This window comes from Halomonas sp. AOP43-A1-21 (assembly GCF_052376775.1).
Classification (GTDB): domain Bacteria; phylum Pseudomonadota; class Gammaproteobacteria; order Pseudomonadales; family Halomonadaceae; genus Vreelandella; species Vreelandella colorata.
Genome location: NZ_JBQSWC010000035.1, coordinates 18,584 through 36,428 on the forward strand (window position 1 = coordinate 18,584; position 17,845 = coordinate 36,428).

At 52.7% G+C, this 17,845-nt stretch carries 12 protein-coding genes; 6 read left to right on the top strand and 6 right to left on the bottom strand.

Going from position 1 to position 17,845, the window contains the following annotated elements; translation table 11 throughout:
* The first annotated feature begins 9 nt into the window (after positions 1-9).
* On the top strand, positions 10-513 hold the full coding sequence (locus ACT3R7_RS17025) for a ferritin-like domain-containing protein (RefSeq protein ID WP_192537739.1): 504 nt from the start codon (positions 10-12) through the stop codon (positions 511-513).
* 174 nt (positions 514-687) lie between these two features.
* Here the strand turns inward: ACT3R7_RS17025 and ACT3R7_RS17030 are convergent, their stop codons facing one another.
* Together ACT3R7_RS17030 and ACT3R7_RS17035 are read right to left on the bottom strand one after the other, a co-directional pair.
* Positions 688-2,727 (bottom strand): CocE/NonD family hydrolase, encoded by a 2,040-nt coding sequence (locus ACT3R7_RS17030; RefSeq protein ID WP_193091593.1) that lies wholly within the window; start codon positions 2,725-2,727, stop codon positions 688-690.
* Positions 2,728-2,737: 10 nt separating this feature from the next.
* Positions 2,738-4,030 (bottom strand): ATP-grasp domain-containing protein, encoded by a 1,293-nt coding sequence (locus ACT3R7_RS17035; RefSeq protein ID WP_192537737.1) that lies wholly within the window; start codon positions 4,028-4,030, stop codon positions 2,738-2,740.
* 472 nt (positions 4,031-4,502) lie between these two features.
* On the opposite strand from ACT3R7_RS17035, the gene ACT3R7_RS17040 reads away from it, so the two are divergent.
* The 3 genes from ACT3R7_RS17040 to ACT3R7_RS17050 all read left to right on the top strand — a co-directional run bounded on the left by ACT3R7_RS17040 (position 4,503) and on the right by ACT3R7_RS17050 (position 7,720).
* Positions 4,503-5,306: a Crp/Fnr family transcriptional regulator gene (locus ACT3R7_RS17040; protein ID WP_193091592.1), complete on the top strand. Its 804-nt coding sequence runs from the start codon at positions 4,503-4,505 to the stop codon at positions 5,304-5,306.
* A gap of 649 nt (positions 5,307-5,955) precedes the next feature.
* Complete coding sequence (gene thpD / locus ACT3R7_RS17045) at positions 5,956-6,939, top strand: ectoine hydroxylase (RefSeq protein ID WP_192537735.1); 984 nt, start codon at positions 5,956-5,958, stop codon at positions 6,937-6,939.
* Between the two features lie 115 nt (positions 6,940-7,054).
* Positions 7,055-7,720, top strand: a complete 666-nt coding sequence (locus tag ACT3R7_RS17050; RefSeq protein WP_192537734.1) for a fumarylacetoacetate hydrolase family protein — start codon at positions 7,055-7,057, stop codon at positions 7,718-7,720.
* 96 nt (positions 7,721-7,816) lie between these two features.
* Here ACT3R7_RS17050 and speA read toward each other — a convergent pair whose 3' ends face one another.
* Both speA and ACT3R7_RS17060 read right to left on the bottom strand, forming a co-directional pair.
* On the bottom strand, positions 7,817-9,733 hold the full coding sequence (speA, locus tag ACT3R7_RS17055) for a biosynthetic arginine decarboxylase (RefSeq protein ID WP_193091591.1): 1,917 nt from the start codon (positions 9,731-9,733) through the stop codon (positions 7,817-7,819).
* Positions 9,730-10,689: a homoserine kinase gene (locus ACT3R7_RS17060; protein ID WP_193091590.1), complete on the bottom strand. Its 960-nt coding sequence runs from the start codon at positions 10,687-10,689 to the stop codon at positions 9,730-9,732. Before ACT3R7_RS17060 ends, speA begins: the two co-directional genes overlap by 4 nt.
* A 162-nt stretch (positions 10,690-10,851) precedes the next feature.
* Here ACT3R7_RS17060 and polA point away from each other — a divergent pair, with 162 nt between their 5' ends.
* Positions 10,852-13,626 carry a DNA polymerase I gene (gene polA, locus ACT3R7_RS17065; protein WP_193091589.1) on the top strand — a complete coding sequence of 925 codons (2,775 nt, stop codon included), beginning with the start codon at positions 10,852-10,854 and terminating at the stop codon, positions 13,624-13,626.
* Positions 13,627-13,694: 68 nt separating this feature from the next.
* Here polA and ACT3R7_RS17070 read toward each other — a convergent pair whose 3' ends face one another.
* A complete protein-coding gene (locus tag ACT3R7_RS17070) occupies positions 13,695-14,720 on the bottom strand; it encodes a Fe(3+) ABC transporter substrate-binding protein (RefSeq protein ID WP_192537728.1) in 1,026 nt (341 codons plus the stop codon).
* Positions 14,721-14,977: 257 nt separating this feature from the next.
* On the opposite strand from ACT3R7_RS17070, the gene ACT3R7_RS17075 reads away from it, so the two are divergent.
* Positions 14,978-16,078, top strand: a complete 1,101-nt coding sequence (locus tag ACT3R7_RS17075) for an ABC transporter ATP-binding protein (protein WP_192537727.1) — start codon at positions 14,978-14,980, stop codon at positions 16,076-16,078.
* Positions 16,079-16,097: 19 nt separating this feature from the next.
* On the opposite strand, the gene ACT3R7_RS17080 is transcribed toward ACT3R7_RS17075, so the two are convergent.
* Positions 16,098-17,798, bottom strand: coding sequence for an ABC transporter permease (locus ACT3R7_RS17080; protein WP_193091588.1), 1,701 nt, complete (start codon positions 17,796-17,798; stop codon positions 16,098-16,100).
* Between the last annotated feature and the right edge of the window lie 47 nt (positions 17,799-17,845).

A 17,845-nucleotide genomic window follows, 5' to 3' on the forward strand; every position in this document is an offset into this window, starting at 1 on the left:
GAATGCACGATGGAAACCAAGTATCTAGAGAACTGGTTGCGTGATGCACATGCTATGGAGCAGCAAGCTGAGAAAATGCTGAGATCCCAAGCAGAACGCTTGGAGGATTATCCAGAGCTTAAAGCGCGAATTGAGCAGCATTTAAATGAAACCCGTCACCAGTCTGAGCGATTAGAGCAGGCTATGGCCGGAATAAATATTGATACTTCCGCGCTAAAAGATCTGGGCGGCAAGTTAACCGCGTTCGGTCAGGCGCTCGGCGGCATGATGGCAGGCGACGAAGTCATGAAAGGTAGTATTGCCAGCTACGCCTTTGAGCATTTTGAAATTGCCAACTACAAGGCATTAATCCAGGCGGCTGAAAGTGCAGGCCAGACTGGAGTGGCCCAGGTATGCAGAGAGATCCTCAAAGAAGAAGAGGATATGGCTGCTTGGCTTGCCGATCATATTGAATCTACTACTACCGAGTTTTTGCACCGTGCGGATAATGACGATCTGCGCGCCAAGCGGTAAGTGCTTTCGCCGCATACCCTACTAATTAGGCCCTTTCCTCGGTAATTATTTGCCGAGGTTTTTTTCTGGCTAGCTGTGCCTTATGCGTTAACGTATATCGCTCTACAACAAAGCCGCCCACGCGTTGGGCGGCTTTGTTGATTTTAAGGCGAGCTAACCTCTGTAAGGCGCGGCTTACAGAAGATCCCGGGGAATAGTTGACTCCCAATTTTTTGAGAATACCCGGTACTGCCCTTCATAAGCATCCATCTCGGCATGAATGATAAAATTAGTTTCGGTGCAGGTAAGCACGGTGCGCGTGTAAACCTGCGTATGCCAATCATCGCGCTTGAATGAGCTTTCTGTGACGGTTTCCCCGCGTGCAGAGGTAAAGTCATTACCTACCGTAGTGTAATACTCACGGGCACACCGATGAATTTCGGTACCTATATCGTTAATTCGAAAGCACCCCTGATCGTTAACGACTTCCAGCGTAGAGCTTTTAGTCGCCAAGTCTTGATGCAATAACCAATTATGCTTGCTGGGTGCAAGATTGGTGATCTCAAGAGGAGGGGCAGACTGCGGAGCGTCAAAGTGCGTTAAGCCATCCTCTTCATGACCTGCGCAACGCACGGGTAGCTTGAGCACGCAATGATTAAACGAAATATCTACCTGAGCAGGTTTTGGGGGCAACCAGGCAAGCGGCCAGTAGGAGGTTGATACAGAAACCCGTAATTGATGCCCCGCCGGAAACTGTTGCGCAATACCGTTCATATCAATGGTGACCCGATAAGTCCGGTGCGGCTCAAGCGGCGTTGGTTCCGCATTGCTATCGCGGTGGGTAAGGTTGAGTAAACCGTACGTTACCCGGGTGGCTTTACCATCTGGCGCTACATCAGAAAGACGCACTGCCAGCATTGCCTGTGGCTGATTGCTTGAAACTTCCAGCTCTAATGAAGGCGTACCAAAAATATGTAACGGCTCAGCTAAAGCATCGGTACTAAAAATAAGCGAGCCGCCGTCTTCCTCGCGCTGATCACCGGGTAGATCCGGCGTGGCGGCATATGAGCACCATTTGCCTGCCGCCAAGCCTACGCTTAACGGTGACTGTAGCCCCATGGTGGTAGGCTCAGTGCTGCGTTCAGGTTCGCTAGCCGAAGACAGAGGCGTTAACCGATAAGGGGACAATAAATAGTGTTGCTCCTGAATATTATTGGATGGCCATAAAGGCTCTGCAATCCAGCGGCCAGGTCTGTCTTCGTAGGAGTTATCTGGAGGGACGCTGTCTTGCTCCCAGGCGCGCAGCATGGGTTCATCCATAATGCCGTTGTCTTTGCCTTTCAGCCAGTAGTCCCACCAGCGCAGTGCCTCTTGAAGAAAGCCAATGGCAGGTCCCGGAATACCTTGATGAGGATACTTATGCCCCCAGGGGCCAATAAGCCCTTTGCGTGGGACCTCTAAATGCTCCATTAATCTGAAAACGGTATTGGTAAAGCCATCCGCCCAGCCCCCAACAGCATATACCGGGCAGCGTATAGCGTCGTAGTATTCGCAAACGGAGCTTGCCGACCAATATTCACTGCGCCGCTGATGGCGCAGCCACTTATCAATCCATAGGCCGCTTTCTTCCATGCGTTCGTGCCACATATCTCGCCAGCGGTCGCCGACAATCAGCGGGTCGGGCGGTAAGGCGTTAAAGGCGAGCATGACGGTGGCTTCAGATAAATTATCCCCGAGAAGGCAGCCACCCATATAGTGCATGTTGTCGGCATAAAGATCGTCGCTTGAACATAAGCTGATAATCGCTTTTAGCGCCGGCGGCTGCTTGGCGGCAACTTGTAGGCTGTTAAAACCACCCCACGAAATACCCATCATGCCGACGCTACCGTCACACCAGGCTTGGCGGGCAATCCACTCGATGGCATCCACCGCATCTAACTGCTCTTGCTGGGTATATTCATCAGTGAGCACTCCATCGGAGTCACCGCTGCCACGCATATCCACTCGCACACATACGTAGCCATGGCCCGCCAGATAAGGATGATTGGTAGCATCGCGGCCACGCGTGATATCGCGCTTGCGATAAGGGATATACTCCATAATGGCGGGCAGAGGGGTATCCTGGGTAGCTTCAGGCAACCAAATGCGCGCCGCTAAATGTTGGCCATCGCGCATGGGGATAAAGACGTTTTCTATCTCGCGGACGTTATAAGGAAAGTCGTTGATAACTTCCATTTTACCTCCTTCAAAGATCCACTTTTTCGATTTCAAAATCTAAAAAGTCTAAACAGAATTTATAGCGTTCCTCGATCTCCTCATGGTTGTTACCGGTGATATACAGCGTACCTAACCGATAGCAAAAACTATCCTGATGAAGCAAATCGCTAAGGCGCTGACCTGGGGAAACGTCCAGGCATACGTCGGTATGAGGTAGTTGCTGTTGCAGTGCCTGGATGTTTTCTTGGCTAGGCACCCGCGTAACGATGCCATCTTCATGGGCGTAAGGGATAAAGCATTTTGCCGCCACAGGTGCCACGCCCTGGCGGCTTAATAAAGAAGGGCGCTGACCCAAGGCGATGTCGATCGCCACCTCATGGTTGGACATGCCATCCACCAGAACGAATATCTCGCTATGTGACTGTGAAATACGCGTATTGACTTCTATCAGCCAAAGTTTGTCAGTTGCTTCGTCCCACATGAATTCAGCATTAAAGCAGCCATTATCGTAGCCAATATGGGTAAGAAACGTTTTAGCGGCTTCCACCATTTTATGGTGTACATGCTCGGGTAGATTGCTGGGGTATTCCAGGCGGTCATAAAGGGTTAATGAGTCATCAGCTCTGGGCTGTGAAATAATTCCATGCACATTGAATTCGCCCTGAAAAACCGTGCCCTCAGGAGCCGCCTGTACCCCTTTTATGATCTCTTCAACAATGCAGGAATTACCATCCAGTTCTTTGATCTCTTCCGGTAAGTCGGCGTACTCAAGCGCTTCATTGAACGGGTCGCCAAGCTGGCGAATACCCTGACGAATTTCCTCAATAGCCTGATCAAATTGCGCTTGGTTCTCTACTTTGAAGCCCAAATGAGACGAGAATGCTTTTACCGGCTTTATCCAGAAAGGAAAATCAAGGGTGACCTGATCAATCGGGTTCTCTTTGAAGGGATCTACGCCGCAGAAGTCAGGTACGACGTCAGGAATAACCTTCTGCTGCTCAATACGGCTCCAGAGTTTATGCTCACAGGTTAAAACGCTGGTAATAGACGGCGAAGGGATATCATATTGCTGACAAAGTAAGGGGACTAATACGCTAGTTGGAAAGTCCCACTGAGCGATGATGCCATCGACAGTGCCAGCGAAATTCTCTAATTGAGCCTTCGCCACATTTAAAAGCTGATTAAACGACAGACTTTCAGCCTCAACTGCTGTATTAACACTAAGTAGCTCATGAATATCCAAAGCTTTAGCTTCTCTTAGCGTTTCCATCGCGCGACGCTGTTTATCTTCTAAAGCAATAACAAAGATATTACGTTTCATCATTCTCTCCTTGAATTAGAAAGCCTACTCCTGATGCTTCAGATTAAGTGTAAGATAACTATCCAGTAACATCCTTGATATATGTAATTTTTAAAAGTTCCTTAAGCACTGGCTGAGTTTAATTTTTAACAGGTTTTAAAGTGAGGTTTATGCGGTTTTTAAAGGACATAGCGTTTTCATTGTGTTTATAAATGTAACGCTTTTTATCAGATGCGATACTTCACAAAAAAACCGTCAGGTAAGTAAAGTGAGGTTTTAGAAGGAATCATTTTAAAATTTAATAATTGTTAAAATTCTCCATCGATAACACGTTAGAGCTGTACTCTTAATCAGATTGATGAGGCAAATAGTCCTTGTTTATATTTTCGGCGTTGACTATATTTTTCTCGCCCCTAATCTCTTTTGGTTGTATTACGACTTTACTTTAAGATTATTATGTATAGCTTGTGTCTAACTACAAAGGAGTGTAGAAATGGAACAGGTAATCGCTGGAAACTATAAGCTTATGGATAAGAAAAGCTTTAGTAACTTTTTTAATGACTTCGAAACTAAAGGTTTCGATATAACTTTGGAAAATGTGCTGGGCCTATATGGAGAATTAGGCCAAGAGTCATTAAACAGTTTGTATGAAATACCTAGAAAGATAGTTGAACTAAAGAGAAATCAGAAGATGTTCTCTTTATGTGATGATCGTGCGGACGTATTCGTTGTTAAAGCAGGATGGGCTAGCCTATGTCATTTCAATGATAAACGAGGCCAGGATATATGTAACGTGTTTATGCCTGGTGATATTATTGGGGTTAGAGAAAGTTTCTTTGAAAGCCATGAAATCACCATTTTAGCGCTTACTAATTGCAAGCTAGAAAGAGTGCCGGTTGAAAGTATTCATAAGCTTTTTAAAACAGACATGGATATTAGAAAGGCCGTTATGTCCTATATTATGGTCAACGATAATATCACCATTGAGCGCCTGAGAAGCTGCACACATCACCGTTCTGAGGAGCGTGTCGCCCATTTTTTATTGGAAATTTATACGCGATTTTGTTTTAAAGGATTGCTGCATACAAATATTTACTCATTCCCTGTTACCCAAGATGTGGTGGGTGAACTGTTGGGTATAACCAGTGTTCACGTAAGCCGATGTATGACTGCTTTAGAACAGAAGAAGTTTATTCGTAAGACGCGAAGCAGTATCAAGCTTCTAAAGCCTGATGAGATGGCTAAGATAACAGGCTTTGATAGCGATTTTATTTATGGACATATTCGTCTTGATTGAATTATTTAAATTCATTGTCGATGGTTGTCAAGTGATCGCTAATAGGTTTGTCAGTGAGCTTAATGTTTCGTTGCGTTAATTATTTAAACTGTGAATTTTAATGATTTGAAATGCAATATATATAGTTTTCATGAATTGAAGGATACCTATTTTTACTAATTAAAGTGAGTGATAGGCCTGCTGAATTAAAAGTGTCGAATTATTGATGCCTCTGCCCGATGCGATAGATTTTCGCGTGAGCTGTTTTGTAAAGCTCATGCTTTTTTGCGTACAGTTTTTCTAATATTCTTGTTAAAAGTTAACCTATGTTTGTTTTTTTAAAAATGCTGGGTGATTCGTGGGCTAGTAGATAGTGGTTGGTGCCCCCTAGTGATCTAAGAATTAAGGCTGAAACGTTATAAGACTATTGCCTAGTGTTCAAAGGCTGCCAGGGATTGCCGCTTAAAGCGGCAGGCGGCGTAATGCTTGGCCAGTATTTTGATAAGGTTGCCCAAATAATGAGAGTGGCTTTCTACTCATAAAAAATTAAGACGAATCTCATAACGCACGTTATAAAAGCCGGATAAAAGGTTGCAGTCATGTATAGGTTGGCTACCTTAGTTATGGCATGACATTGATCTGAAATTTAATCATACAAGGAGTGGATTAGATGACAGTCAGCAATCTATCTTTCCATAATGTAATGGCTCATAAGCAATATAGTGAGCTAGCGGATGTACCATCTTCTAATCCTTCAATGGCGCAGGATGTTTATCCTTCGCGCTTGGCCGAGTCGCCCCAGGCATTGTGGCAGCCTCGCCAGGATGCGGTAATAAAAGGGCGGCATCTGTCCGGTCCGCTTAGTAAAGCGCAGTTGGAAGAGTTTGAGCGTAAGGGGTTTCTTTTTATCCCTCATCTTATTAGTGGCGATGAGCTTGATGAGCTATGCGATGAGATGCAGGCGTTAATGAGCACTGATGCATACCGTCATCAGGATTTCAGTATTACCGAGCCTGAAAGTAATGAAATCCGCTCGCTGTTTGCGGTACATAAGTTATCAGAACGCTTAGGTGCCTTGGCAAGCGACGAGCGTGTGGCCGGTGCAGCGCGGCAGATCATCGGTGATGATCCGTACGTGCATCAGTCACGCATAAACTATAAGCCTGGGTTTGCCGGTAAGGGGTTCAACTGGCACTCAGACTTTGAAACTTGGCACGCGGAAGACGGTATGCCGGGTATGCACGCAGTCAGCGCCTCGTTAATTCTGACCGACAATCACGAATTCAATGGTCCGCTGATGCTGATTCCCGGCTCACACAAGAAGTTTGTGCCGTGCCTGGGGGAAACGCCTGAGGATAACCATAAGAGTTCGTTAAAAGCGCAGGAGGTGGGTGTGCCAAGCCCTGAAGCGCTGACTGAGCTGGTGGCCGAGCACGGCATTGAAGCGCCCAAGGGAAAAGCGGGCGGACTGCTGCTGTTTGACTGCAATACGCTGCATGCGTCCAATGCCAACCTGTCGCCAGATCCGCGTAGCAACGTATTCTTTGTATTTAACCGCCCGGATAATCGTTGCCGTGAGCCGTATGCGGCACCCAAGCATCGCCCGGATTTTCTTGCTCATGCGCCTGATGACAGTCAGTCATTAGCTAAGTGATTTTCCGACTAGCGACAATCGCGTATTAGGTTGTGGAACATGCACATAGGTAGGGTAGACTGTTGCGTCTGTCGTTAAGAACGCGGCACGTATAATGAGAAGGAGAATACCCCCCATGCGTCTTGTTCCACAATTTACCGATGGTCAGGCATTTTCCCATGCGTTGGGCAAAGTCGTGTGTGTTGGCCGCAACTACGCTGACCATGCTAAAGAACTCAACAACCCGGTGCCTAGCGAGCCGCTGATATTTATCAAGCCAGCCACCAGCGTTGTTGATATTACGCAGCCGCTTAACCCGCCTTTTTCGCGTGGTGATGTGCATTACGAAGCTGAGCTTGCGCTGCTAGTGGGTGAAACCATTACTCATGCAACGCCTGATGAAGCAGAACGTGCGATTGTGGGGATCGGGCTTGCTCTGGATTTAACCCTGCGTGATGTACAAGCGCAGTTGAAAGAAAAAGGTCATCCTTGGGAAATTGCCAAGGGTTTCGATGGTTCATGTCCGCTATCTCAATTCTTACCGCTTAGCCGTGTGCCCAACTGGAACGCGCTCACCTTTACGCTGGAAATCGATGGCGAAGAGCGCCAGCACGGCGAAGGTTCGGATATGATTTTTGCGATCCCGTCACTGGTCGCAGAAATGAGTCGTCACTTTACCCTAGAGCCTGGCGATGTGATTTTAACCGGTACCCCAGCAGGCGTTGGTGAACTATCTCGCGGTATATCATTACGCTTGACCCTGACTGGTGGCTTGGAAATTAATACGTCGGTAGTTGAGTAAGCTAACGTTTTGCTATTAAAAAACGCCCCAAGGTTGATCCCAAGGGGCGTTTTTTTATGCCGCAGGTATTTACTTCAAGGCGTTACTCTAAAGGCGCTACTCTAAATAGGTATAGCCTTCCAGCCCTTCGCTCAGGCTGGCCGCAAAGCTTTCACGCTCCTGATCGGAAAAACCGCTCTGCGCTATTTGCTCGGTCAGCTTGCGTTTTAACACCTCTGCATCAAAGTTAACGTAAGCCAGTACGTCCGCCACGGTATCACCAGCAAGCGGGTTGGAAAGCACCCATTCGCCGTTTTCGTTCAAGGCGGCATCTACCGAGTCGGTATCGCCGAAAAGGTTATGTAAGTCGCCAAGAATTTCCTGATAAGCGCCGACCAGGAAAAAGCCTAGCCAGCGCTCATCTTCTGAAGGCCACTCAGGCAGCGGCAGCGTGCTTTCCACGCCCTGGCCATCTACGTAGCTGTCAATTCGCCCGTCAGAGTCGCAGGTAATATCCTGAATAACCGCTCGACGAGTCGGTGGCTGGTTTAACCCGCTCAAGGGGAGCACGGGAAAAATCTGCTCAATGCCCCATACGTCAGGCACCGACTGGAAAAGTGAGAAATTAACGAACAGCTTGTCGGCAAGCTTCTCCGCCAGTTCGTCCATGATTTCACGATGGGCACGGTTGCGGGTATCGAGCAGGCTGCGTAGGCGGGCACACGCCGCTAGATAAACCCGCTCGCCTTCAGCACGGGCGTTGATATCGCTTAACCCCAGAACAAAACGATCTTGAAGCTCACTAACTGCTTGTAGCAAATCGTGCCACGCTTCCACCAGCATGCGCGGTTCCTGAGGCGTGGCAAGCTGGTCAAATACGCGCCATAGGGCATCGACCTGTATATCGTCTTGCGGCGATTTTTCAGGGGGCGTATCGTCGATACGCTCCTCGCCAATCACGTTGGTAATCAACACCGCGTGATGCGCAGTTAAGGCCCGCCCTGACTCGCTGATTAAGTGCGGCTGAGGCAGGTCGGCTTCTTCGCACAGCTGGGCGAAGGCACTGACTACATTGCGGGCGTACTCGCGCATGGAGTAGTTGGCCGAACAGTAGCTACGCGAGCGAGTGCCTTCGTAGTCGATGCCCAGGCCACCGCCCACATCGACCGTATCAATGGGCGCGCCAAGAGTGATGAGGTTTTCATAAAAGCGTGCGCACTCACGCAGGCCGCGCTGAATGTCGCGAATATTGGCGATCTGCGAGCCCAGGTGAAAGTGGACCAACTGAAGGCTCGTCAGCGCGTCCTGGGCACGCAGCGTTTCGACTACCTCAAGAATCTGGCTGGCGGTCAGGCCGAACTTGGATTTCTCACCGCCGGTGTTTTGCCACTTGCCCTTGCCTACCGAGGCAAGGCGGGCGCGCAGGCCAATGCGGGGCGTAACATCAAGCTCCCGAGCCTCATCCATGATCAGCTCAAGCTCTGAAAGCTTTTCCACCACCAGATAAACGCGATGGCCGAGTTTTTCGCCCAGCAGGGCAAGGCGTACGTACTCGCGATCTTTATAGCCGTTACACACAATCAGCGAAGAGCCGCCGTCCGACAGGGCAAGAACGGCCAAAAGCTCGGGCTTGCTGCCTGCTTCAAGGCCTACTCGGCCATTGCCACGCTCGGAGGTTGCCAGAATCTCTTCCACCACGCGGCGCTGCTGATTGACCTTGATCGGATAAACCGCGGTATAGCCGCCCTGGTAGTCAATATCGCTCATGGCCGCGTCAAAGGCGCCGCACAGCTGTTCTACCCGGTCATGAAGAATGTCGCTAAAACGCACGAGTACCGGCAAACGCAGACCTGCATCCTGCAATTGGCACACCAGCTCACGCAAGGGTAGAGCAGGGCCTTCAGCATCGGTGCCTAAGGGACGTACCAGCGCTTGGCCGTGGTCGTCGACATCAAAGTAGCCGCTGCCCCACTGATCAATATTCCATGTGCGGCGGGCACTTAGTGCCGATCCGTTCGTCTGCGTTGCACTCATAAATCAGCCTCAGGCAGTGGTAAGGCGCCATACGCAATGCGCGCGTTTAAAATGGTATGAAAACGCTCAGGGTCGTGGGGCGTCAAGTCATGAGCGGGTGGGTCGACATAGACCACCAACAAGCGCGACAGCCAATAGCGTAGCGCGGTCATGCGCAGCATTATCGGCCATACGTCGCGCTCATCCGGTGTTAGCGGGCGACGTGCCTGATAGGCGCTCAACACGGCGTTATAGCGCTCGGCATTGAGCGTGCCGTCTTCGTTAGAGGCCCAGTCGTTGATCACAATGGCCAGGTCAAACAGGAAATCCCCCGTGCAGCCGTTGTAAAAATCGATAATGCCGCCCAGGTGATCACCGTCGAACAGGGTGTTATCGCGAAACAGGTCGCCATGGATCGCGCCTTGGGGCAACTTGTCGTACTGGCTAAAAGCGCTTTCGAAGTCCTCGACTTCGTTTTTCATCAAGGTCTGGTCATCCGGGCTTAAGTAGGCCAGCACCTTGTGGTGCATGGCCTGGAGCCAGTGCAAATCGCGGGGGTTCGGGCGATGACCGGAAAAGTGCTGGGATACCACGTGCATGCGCCCGAGTGTATCGCCCAATGCCTCGCACTGGGTCAGATTGGGGGCATCGGGATGCCGGCCCGGCATGCGCGGAAACAGTAGAGCCGGTTTACCCGCCAGACTATGCAGTGCGATGCCGTCGCGGTCATGAACCGGGCCTGGCACCGGCAGGCGGTGCTCGTCCAGATAATCAAGTAGCTCCACGAAGAACGGAAGCTCCTCGTGTTCACCTTGTTCAAACAGGGTTAGCACCAGTTCGCGGCGTTCAGTAGTAACAAAAAAGGTCGAGTTTTCCGTGCCGCCCGCCACTCCTTGCAGAGAAACAAAGCTGCCAACATCGAATTTGTCTAAAAACGCAGCGACCTGTGCGTCGCTAAGCGGAGTAAATACAGCCATTAAGGTCTCGCCCAGGTTGCTAAGCCCATTATTGTAGCGGCTTGCTGGCTGAGTTGGCAGCGTTGTTAAACGCTTAAGCTGATTTGTCTGGACGGTTTGTTTCAGCCCGCAGCGCTTAGCGCGTATCATGAAGCTATACTTTTTTTGCAATGGATATTGGTTATGGCCCGTGCTCCGATCGTGCTCGTCGATGGTTCCTCGTACTTGTATCGTGCCTTCCACGCGTTGCCGCCGTTAACAAACACCAAAGGGCAGCCGACGGGGGCTGTGAAGGGCGTGCTCAACATGCTCAAGCGGTTGATCAAGGATTATCCGCAAAGCCCCATGGCGGTGGTGTTTGATGCGCCGGGCAAAACCTTTCGCGATGAGCTCTTTGAAGACTACAAGTCGCATCGCCCGCCGATGCCTGACGATTTACGCAGCCAGGTAAGCGCGCTGCATGCCTGCGTAAAAGCCCTAGGCTTGCCGCTTTTATGCATCGAGGGCGTTGAAGCGGATGATGTGATTGGCACACTGGCCCACCACGCGACGCAAGCCGGGCGGGATGCGGTGATCTCGACCGGCGATAAAGATATGGCGCAGCTGGTTAACGCGCATATTACGCTGGTGAATACCATGAAGGATGAAACGCTGGATGAAGCCGGCGTGGAAGGCAAGTTTGGTTTGCCGCCTTCACTGATTATCGATTTCCTCGCCCTGATGGGTGACAAGGTGGATAACATCCCCGGCGTGCCGGGTGTGGGCGAAAAAACCGCGCTTGGTCTGTTGCAGGGAATGGGCGGCGGGCTGGACGCCATTTATAGCGATCTTGACCGGGTTAAGACGCTGTCGTTTCGCGGTGCCAAGACGCTGTCCAAAAAGCTTGAAGAGCATCGTGAACAGGCCTATCTCTCCTATCAGCTAGCCACGATCAAAGTTGACTGTGATTTGCCGGTTGGCCTCGATGATCTGGACATCGCCCATCCGGATCGTGAGCAGCTGGTGGCGCTTTATCAAGAGCTGGAATTCAAGCAGTGGCTGGCCGAACTCCTGGAGGGTAAAGACGAAGGCGTTGATGACGTAAAAGGTGGCGAGCCGGTGCCAGCCAACGCCGAGGAAACCAGCGATGCGATGCCTTCCAGCAGCCAGAGCCGTCAGGACCATGTCATCGTTGAGCAAAGTGATCTTGACGCCTGGCTTAAGCGGCTAAAAAGCGCCCAGCGGTTCTGCTTCGATCTGGAAACGACCAGCCTGAATTACATGGAAGCTGAAATCGTGGGGGTTGGCCTGGCGCTTGAAGCCGGTGAGGCGGCCTATATTCCGCTGGCCCACGATTACCTGGATGCGCCCGCTCAGCTGGATAGAACCAGCGTATTGGCAGCACTCAAGCCGCTGCTCGAAGATCAAAAGATCATCAAGATTGGCCAGAACCTCAAATACGATATTTCCGTACTGGCCAACTACGACATTAGCGTTGCCGGGCCGCTCGCCGATACCATGCTGGCCTCTTACGTGCTGAACTCCACCGCTACGCGCCACGATATGGATTCACTGGCGCTTAAATACCTGGGCGAGAAAACCATCTCGTTTGAAGAGATCGCCGGTAAAGGCGCCAAGCAGCTGACCTTCAACCAGATCGCGCTGGAGCAGGCCGTGCCTTACGCCTGTGAAGACGTAGACATCACCCTGCGCCTGTACGATACGCTGCGCCCGCAGGTAGAAAGCGAAGGGCGTCTTGCAGAGGTGCTGGATCGCCTGGAGCTGCCGCTAATCAAGGTCATCTCGCGCATCGAGCGCAACGGCGTGGCCATCGATGCCGAGCGCCTGCACGAGCAGAGCCAGCAGCTTGATAAACGCATTCGCGAGCTTGAGCAAAACGCATTCGAGCTGGCCGGGCGCGAGTTCAACCTGGGGTCGCCCAAGCAGTTAGGCGAAATTCTGTTCAATGAGCAGAAGATTCCAGTAATCAAGAAAACCCCGAAAGGCGCGCCCTCAACGGCGGAGGCGGTGCTTGAGGAGCTGGCGCTGGATTACCCGCTACCCAAGGTCATCATGGAGCACCGCGGGCTTTCCAAGCTGAAATCCACCTACACCGACAAGCTGCCGCGCCTGATTAACAAGGCAAGTGGCCGGGTACATACCAGCTACCATCAGGCGGTCACGGCGACAGGGCGCTTGTCGTCATCTGACCCCAACCTTCAGAACATCCCCATCCGTACCGAAGAGGGGCGCAAGATCCGTCAGGCATTTATCGCCCGCCCCGGCTACCGAATTGTCGCCGCCGACTATTCGCAGATTGAGCTGCGTATCATGGCCCACCTTTCTGAAGACAAGGGCCTGCTAGAAGCATTTGCCGAGAACCGCGACATTCACACCGCCACGGCGGCGGAAGTCTTCGGCACTGCGCTGGATAAAGTATCAAGCGATCAGCGGCGCAGCGCCAAGGCGATCAACTTCGGGCTGATTTACGGCATGAGCGCCTGGGGTTTGGCGCGCCAGCTGCGTATCGAGCGCAATCAGGCGCAGACCTATATCGAACGCTACTTTGACCGTTACCCGGGCGTGGCCCGCTACATGGACCGAATCCGTAGCCAGGCGGCGGAAGATGGCTTCGTCGAAACCGTGCTGGGGCGCCGTTTGTACCTGCCGGAGATTCACTCGCAGAATCGCAACCGCCGCCAGGGTGCCGAGCGCACCGCGATCAACGCACCCATGCAGGGCACAGCAGCGGATATCATCAAGCAGGCCATGATCGACGTGGATGCCTGGCTTGCAGAGGGCGAATTCGATGCGCTGATGGTCATGCAGGTACATGATGAACTGGTGTTCGAGGTGAAAGAGAGCCAAGTGGAGAAATTTATTGGCGAGGTGCAAAAACGCATGCAGGGAGCGGCCGAGCTTAGAGTGCCGTTAATTGTCGAAGCCGAAAGCGGTGTTAACTGGGATGAAGCGCACTAAAAAGTAAGCAGTGCTTACATGAAAACGGCCCGCCAACTGGCGGGCCGTTTTGTTTGCATGGGGAGGGCTTAGCGCCAGCCCACGCGGTCAAAGATACGAATGGCTTCGGGGTTGTTCTCACCCAGCACATTGATATTCAAATCATCCTTCTTGAAATCACCCCATGATTCCAGAACCGGGTCTTTCTTGATGCCGTCGACGACCGGGAACTCATAGTTACGCTCGGCGAGAATTTCCTGGGCGCCGTCAGACGACAAGAACTCCAGGAACTTGATGCCGTTTTCAGGGTTTTGCGCATTGGCAACCAGGCCCGCGCCGCCAACGTTAACGTGGGTGCCACGATCATCCTGGTTGGGGAAAATGACCCCGACCTTGCGGGCTGCTTCGCGGTCAGATTCGGTGTCGGAATGCAGCATGCGCACGTAGTAGTAGTGGTTGGCAACGGCCAGGTCACACTCACCGCTGGCAACGCCGAGGATCTGGTCGGTATCGCCACCTTCCGGGTTGCGCGCCAGGTTGTTGACTACGCCCTGGGCCCACTCTTCGGCACCTTCTTCACCGTGGTGCTCAATCATTGATGCAAGCAGCGACTGGTTATAGATGTTGTTAGAGGAGCGAATGCAAAGTTTGCCTTCAAACTGCGAATCCGCTAAATCTTCGTAGCTTTCGATCTGGCTGGGGTCGAAGTTTTCACGGTTATAAAAGATCACTCTGGCGCGCTGGCTAAAGCCAAACCACAAGCCGTCAGGCTGGCGCATCGACTCAGGCAAGCGCTCGTTGAGCACCTCAGAATCAACGCTTTGGAACAGGCCATCCTGCTCGGCGCGCCATAAACGGCCCGCATCCACAGTCAGCATGACATCCGCAGGGCTGGCAATGCCCTCACGCTGCATGCGCTCCATCAGCTGGTCGGAGTCGCCTTCCAGAACGTTCACTTCAATACCCGTCTCGTCGGTGAACGCTTTATACAGAATTTCATCCGAATCGTAGTGGCGGGCAGAGTAAATGTTGACCGCATCGGCAAGTGCCGTGCTTGAAACCGCGGCACCCGCAAAAATAGCCGCGATAGACGCTGAAAGGCGTGTTATTTTCATATGGTTAGCATCCTAAATGATTATGATAATAAGTTGCATTAAGGTTGTTGCTATTGAAGCCTTTCGCAATGCCGGGGTCAAGAAAAAGTGCCAGGATCAATAAAAAATAAGAACAAGGCGTTCGTGGTCGCGCAACCCCGCGTGCATATCGGGGCAATGAAAAATACAATGGCAGGATATTCAACGTAGCCTGCCGAGCAGCACGCCAAATGTGCTGGTCAAATAAGACGCTGGTTCAACGAGAGCATGGTGACATTATGGCGGTAACCGTTTCATCCCTCGAAAACACCACTCACATGGCCCTGTCGCTAGACAAAGTCCATCACACGTTTGCGGCAAACCAGGTGGTAAAAGGCGTCTCGTTAGACATTGCCCCGGGCGAAGTCGTTTGCCTGCTGGGGCCATCGGGGTGCGGTAAAACCACGTTGTTACGTATTGCTGCGGGGCTGGAGATTCTTCAGCAAGGAAGCGTTAGCCTGGAAGGGCAGGCCATTGCAGCGCCCGGTCAGCGCCACCTGCCGCCGGAAAAGCGTAACGTCGGGTTGGCGTTTCAGGACTCGGCGCTTTTTCCCCACTTGAGTGTGCTTGAAAACGTCACCTTTGGGCTCAAGCAGATGCCCGCACGCCAGCGCCGTGAACGCGCGGTCGAGCTGTTGGCTCAGTTGGGAATGGCGGACTACATCGATACCTATCCGCATATGCTGTCTGGCGGTCAACAACAGCGCGTTGCCTTGGCCCGGGCGCTGGCGCCAACACCCAAGCTGATGCTGCTCGACGAACCCTTTTCAAGCCTGGATGCTCGCCTGCGTGACCGCATTCGCGACGATACGCTGCACGTGCTGAAGAAGCTTGGGTCAGCCACGTTACTGGTGACCCACGACCCGGAAGAAGCCATGTTCATGGCTGACCGAATTGCTCTTATGCGCGACGGCCGGATTATTCAAACGGGCACGCCGCGTGAGCTTTACTGCACGCCGGTCGACCCGTTTGTAGTGACCTTTTTTGGTGAGGTAAATGAACTCAGCGGTACGGTGAATAATGGCCGTGTGCAGACCCCGGTAGGCGAGATAGATGCCAGCTGGCTGCCCGAAGACAGTAAGGCGCGGATCATGATTCGACCGGAGGCGTTGCGGCTTCAGGAGCGCGACTTGCCCGCGGATGCCCACCGACATAGCCATGTCGTCATGGCAAAGCTACTGGGCCGTTCCAGCCTGATTCACTTGTGCGCCCACGGGGCTGATGGCCAGGAAGCGCATCTACATGCCCGCGTGCCCGGTGTCTTTCTGCCCCAGGAGGGCCAGCCGATTGATATCGACCTGGACCACTCTCAGGTGTTTGTTTTTCAGGATGAAGCTTAGGTAGAACTGCCCAGTAGGTTTACTGAGCATGGCTGCCGGGCCGAGCCCGGCGCATGGCCAGGCTAAGCAGAATCACTGGTAAAATGCCGACCACCACAATGGCCAGCGACGCGGTGGAGGCCTCAGCCAGACGCTCGTCGGACGCCAGGCTATACGCGCGTACCGCCAAGGTATCGAAGTTGAACGGCCGCAAGATAATCGTCGCGGGTAGCTCCTTCATGACATCCACGAACACAAGAATTCCGGCGGCCAACAGGCTGCTGCGCATCAGCGGCGTATGAATACGGCGCAGCGTGCCGCCCGCCGTTTGGCCCAGGGTACGCGAGGCGGCGTCCATATTGGGGGTCACTTTGCCAAGGCTTGCCTCAACTGCATTAAACGACACGGCCAAAAAGCGCACGACGTAGGCGTAGATTAAAATAAACGCTGAGCCGCTAAACACCAGGCCGATAATTTTTCCGTAGTGGGCGTGTAGCCACGTATTCAGCGTGCTATCCAGCCACGCGAAGGGAATCAAGATACCCACCGCCACCACCGAACCGGGAATGGCATAGCCCATGGCGGCGACCCGGGTAAATAGCCGGGCACCGGGTGAGTTATGTAGCCTGACGCCATAGCTCAACAGCACCGCCAGGCCCACGGCAATCAACGCCGCTACCGTGGCGAGGCTTAAGCTGTTGGTAGCAAAGCGGATAAAGCGCGTGCCCAGCAGGGCGTCGCCCTGCTGAATAGCAAGGTTCAGCAAAATACCGCTCGGCAATAAAAAGCCGATCACGATAGGCAGCAAGCAGGCAAGCGTTGCGCCGAGAGCGCGCCAGCCGTGCAGGCGGTACTCAGGCAACTGCTGGTAGCGGTTTGTGGTATGAAAATAGCGCCGCTTACCCCGCGAGAAGCGCTCCAGCAGCACCAGCACAATCACGAACGTCAGCAAACAGGCGGCCAGCTGAGCGGCTGCCACGGGCTCGCCCAGCCCAAACCAGGTGCGATAGATTCCGGTAGTAAAGGTATCCACGCCAAAAAACTGCACCGCGCCAAACTCGTTGAGGGTTTCCATCAATACCAGCGAAACGCCGCCCACCAGGGCCGGGCGCGCCAACGGTAGGGCAACGCTTGCAAACAGGTGCCAGGGCCCACGGCCTAGCGTGCGCCCTACATCAAGCACGCACACCGATTGCTCAAGAAAAGAGGCGCGGGCAAGCAGATAAACGTAGGGATACAGCACAAACGTGATCAGCGTCGCGGCGCCGCCTAGCGAGCGCACGTTGGGGAAGTAGTAATCGCCGTACTGCCAGTCAAACCACCCGCGCAGCGCACTCTGTAGCGGCCCCGCTACCTGCAAAAAATCCGTGTAAGCGTAGGCGATGACATAGGTCGGCACCGCCAAAGGCAATAAAAGCGCCCACTCAAAGATGCGTTTGCCCGGGAAGCGGCACATCACCACCAGCCAGGCGCTACCGGCGCCAATGATTAACGTACCCAGCCCTACCCAGAGCACGAGCCAAAAGGTATTCGACAGATAGCGGCTCAACACGGTGCTCGCCAGGTGCTGCCAGACGCCTTCGGTGGGCACGAATATATAGCTCAAGACGACCAGAATCGGCAGAGCTACCGTCAGCGCAATCAAGAACAGCGCACATGACCACGGTGTGAGCGACAGCCTAAAGCGTGATATAGCGTCTGGAAGTAGCGCCAATCGTGAACGGCGAGCGGGAATTGGCACGTCGTTGTCTCCTGGGACGAGGCTGGCAGCGCTGACTCGTCAATGCG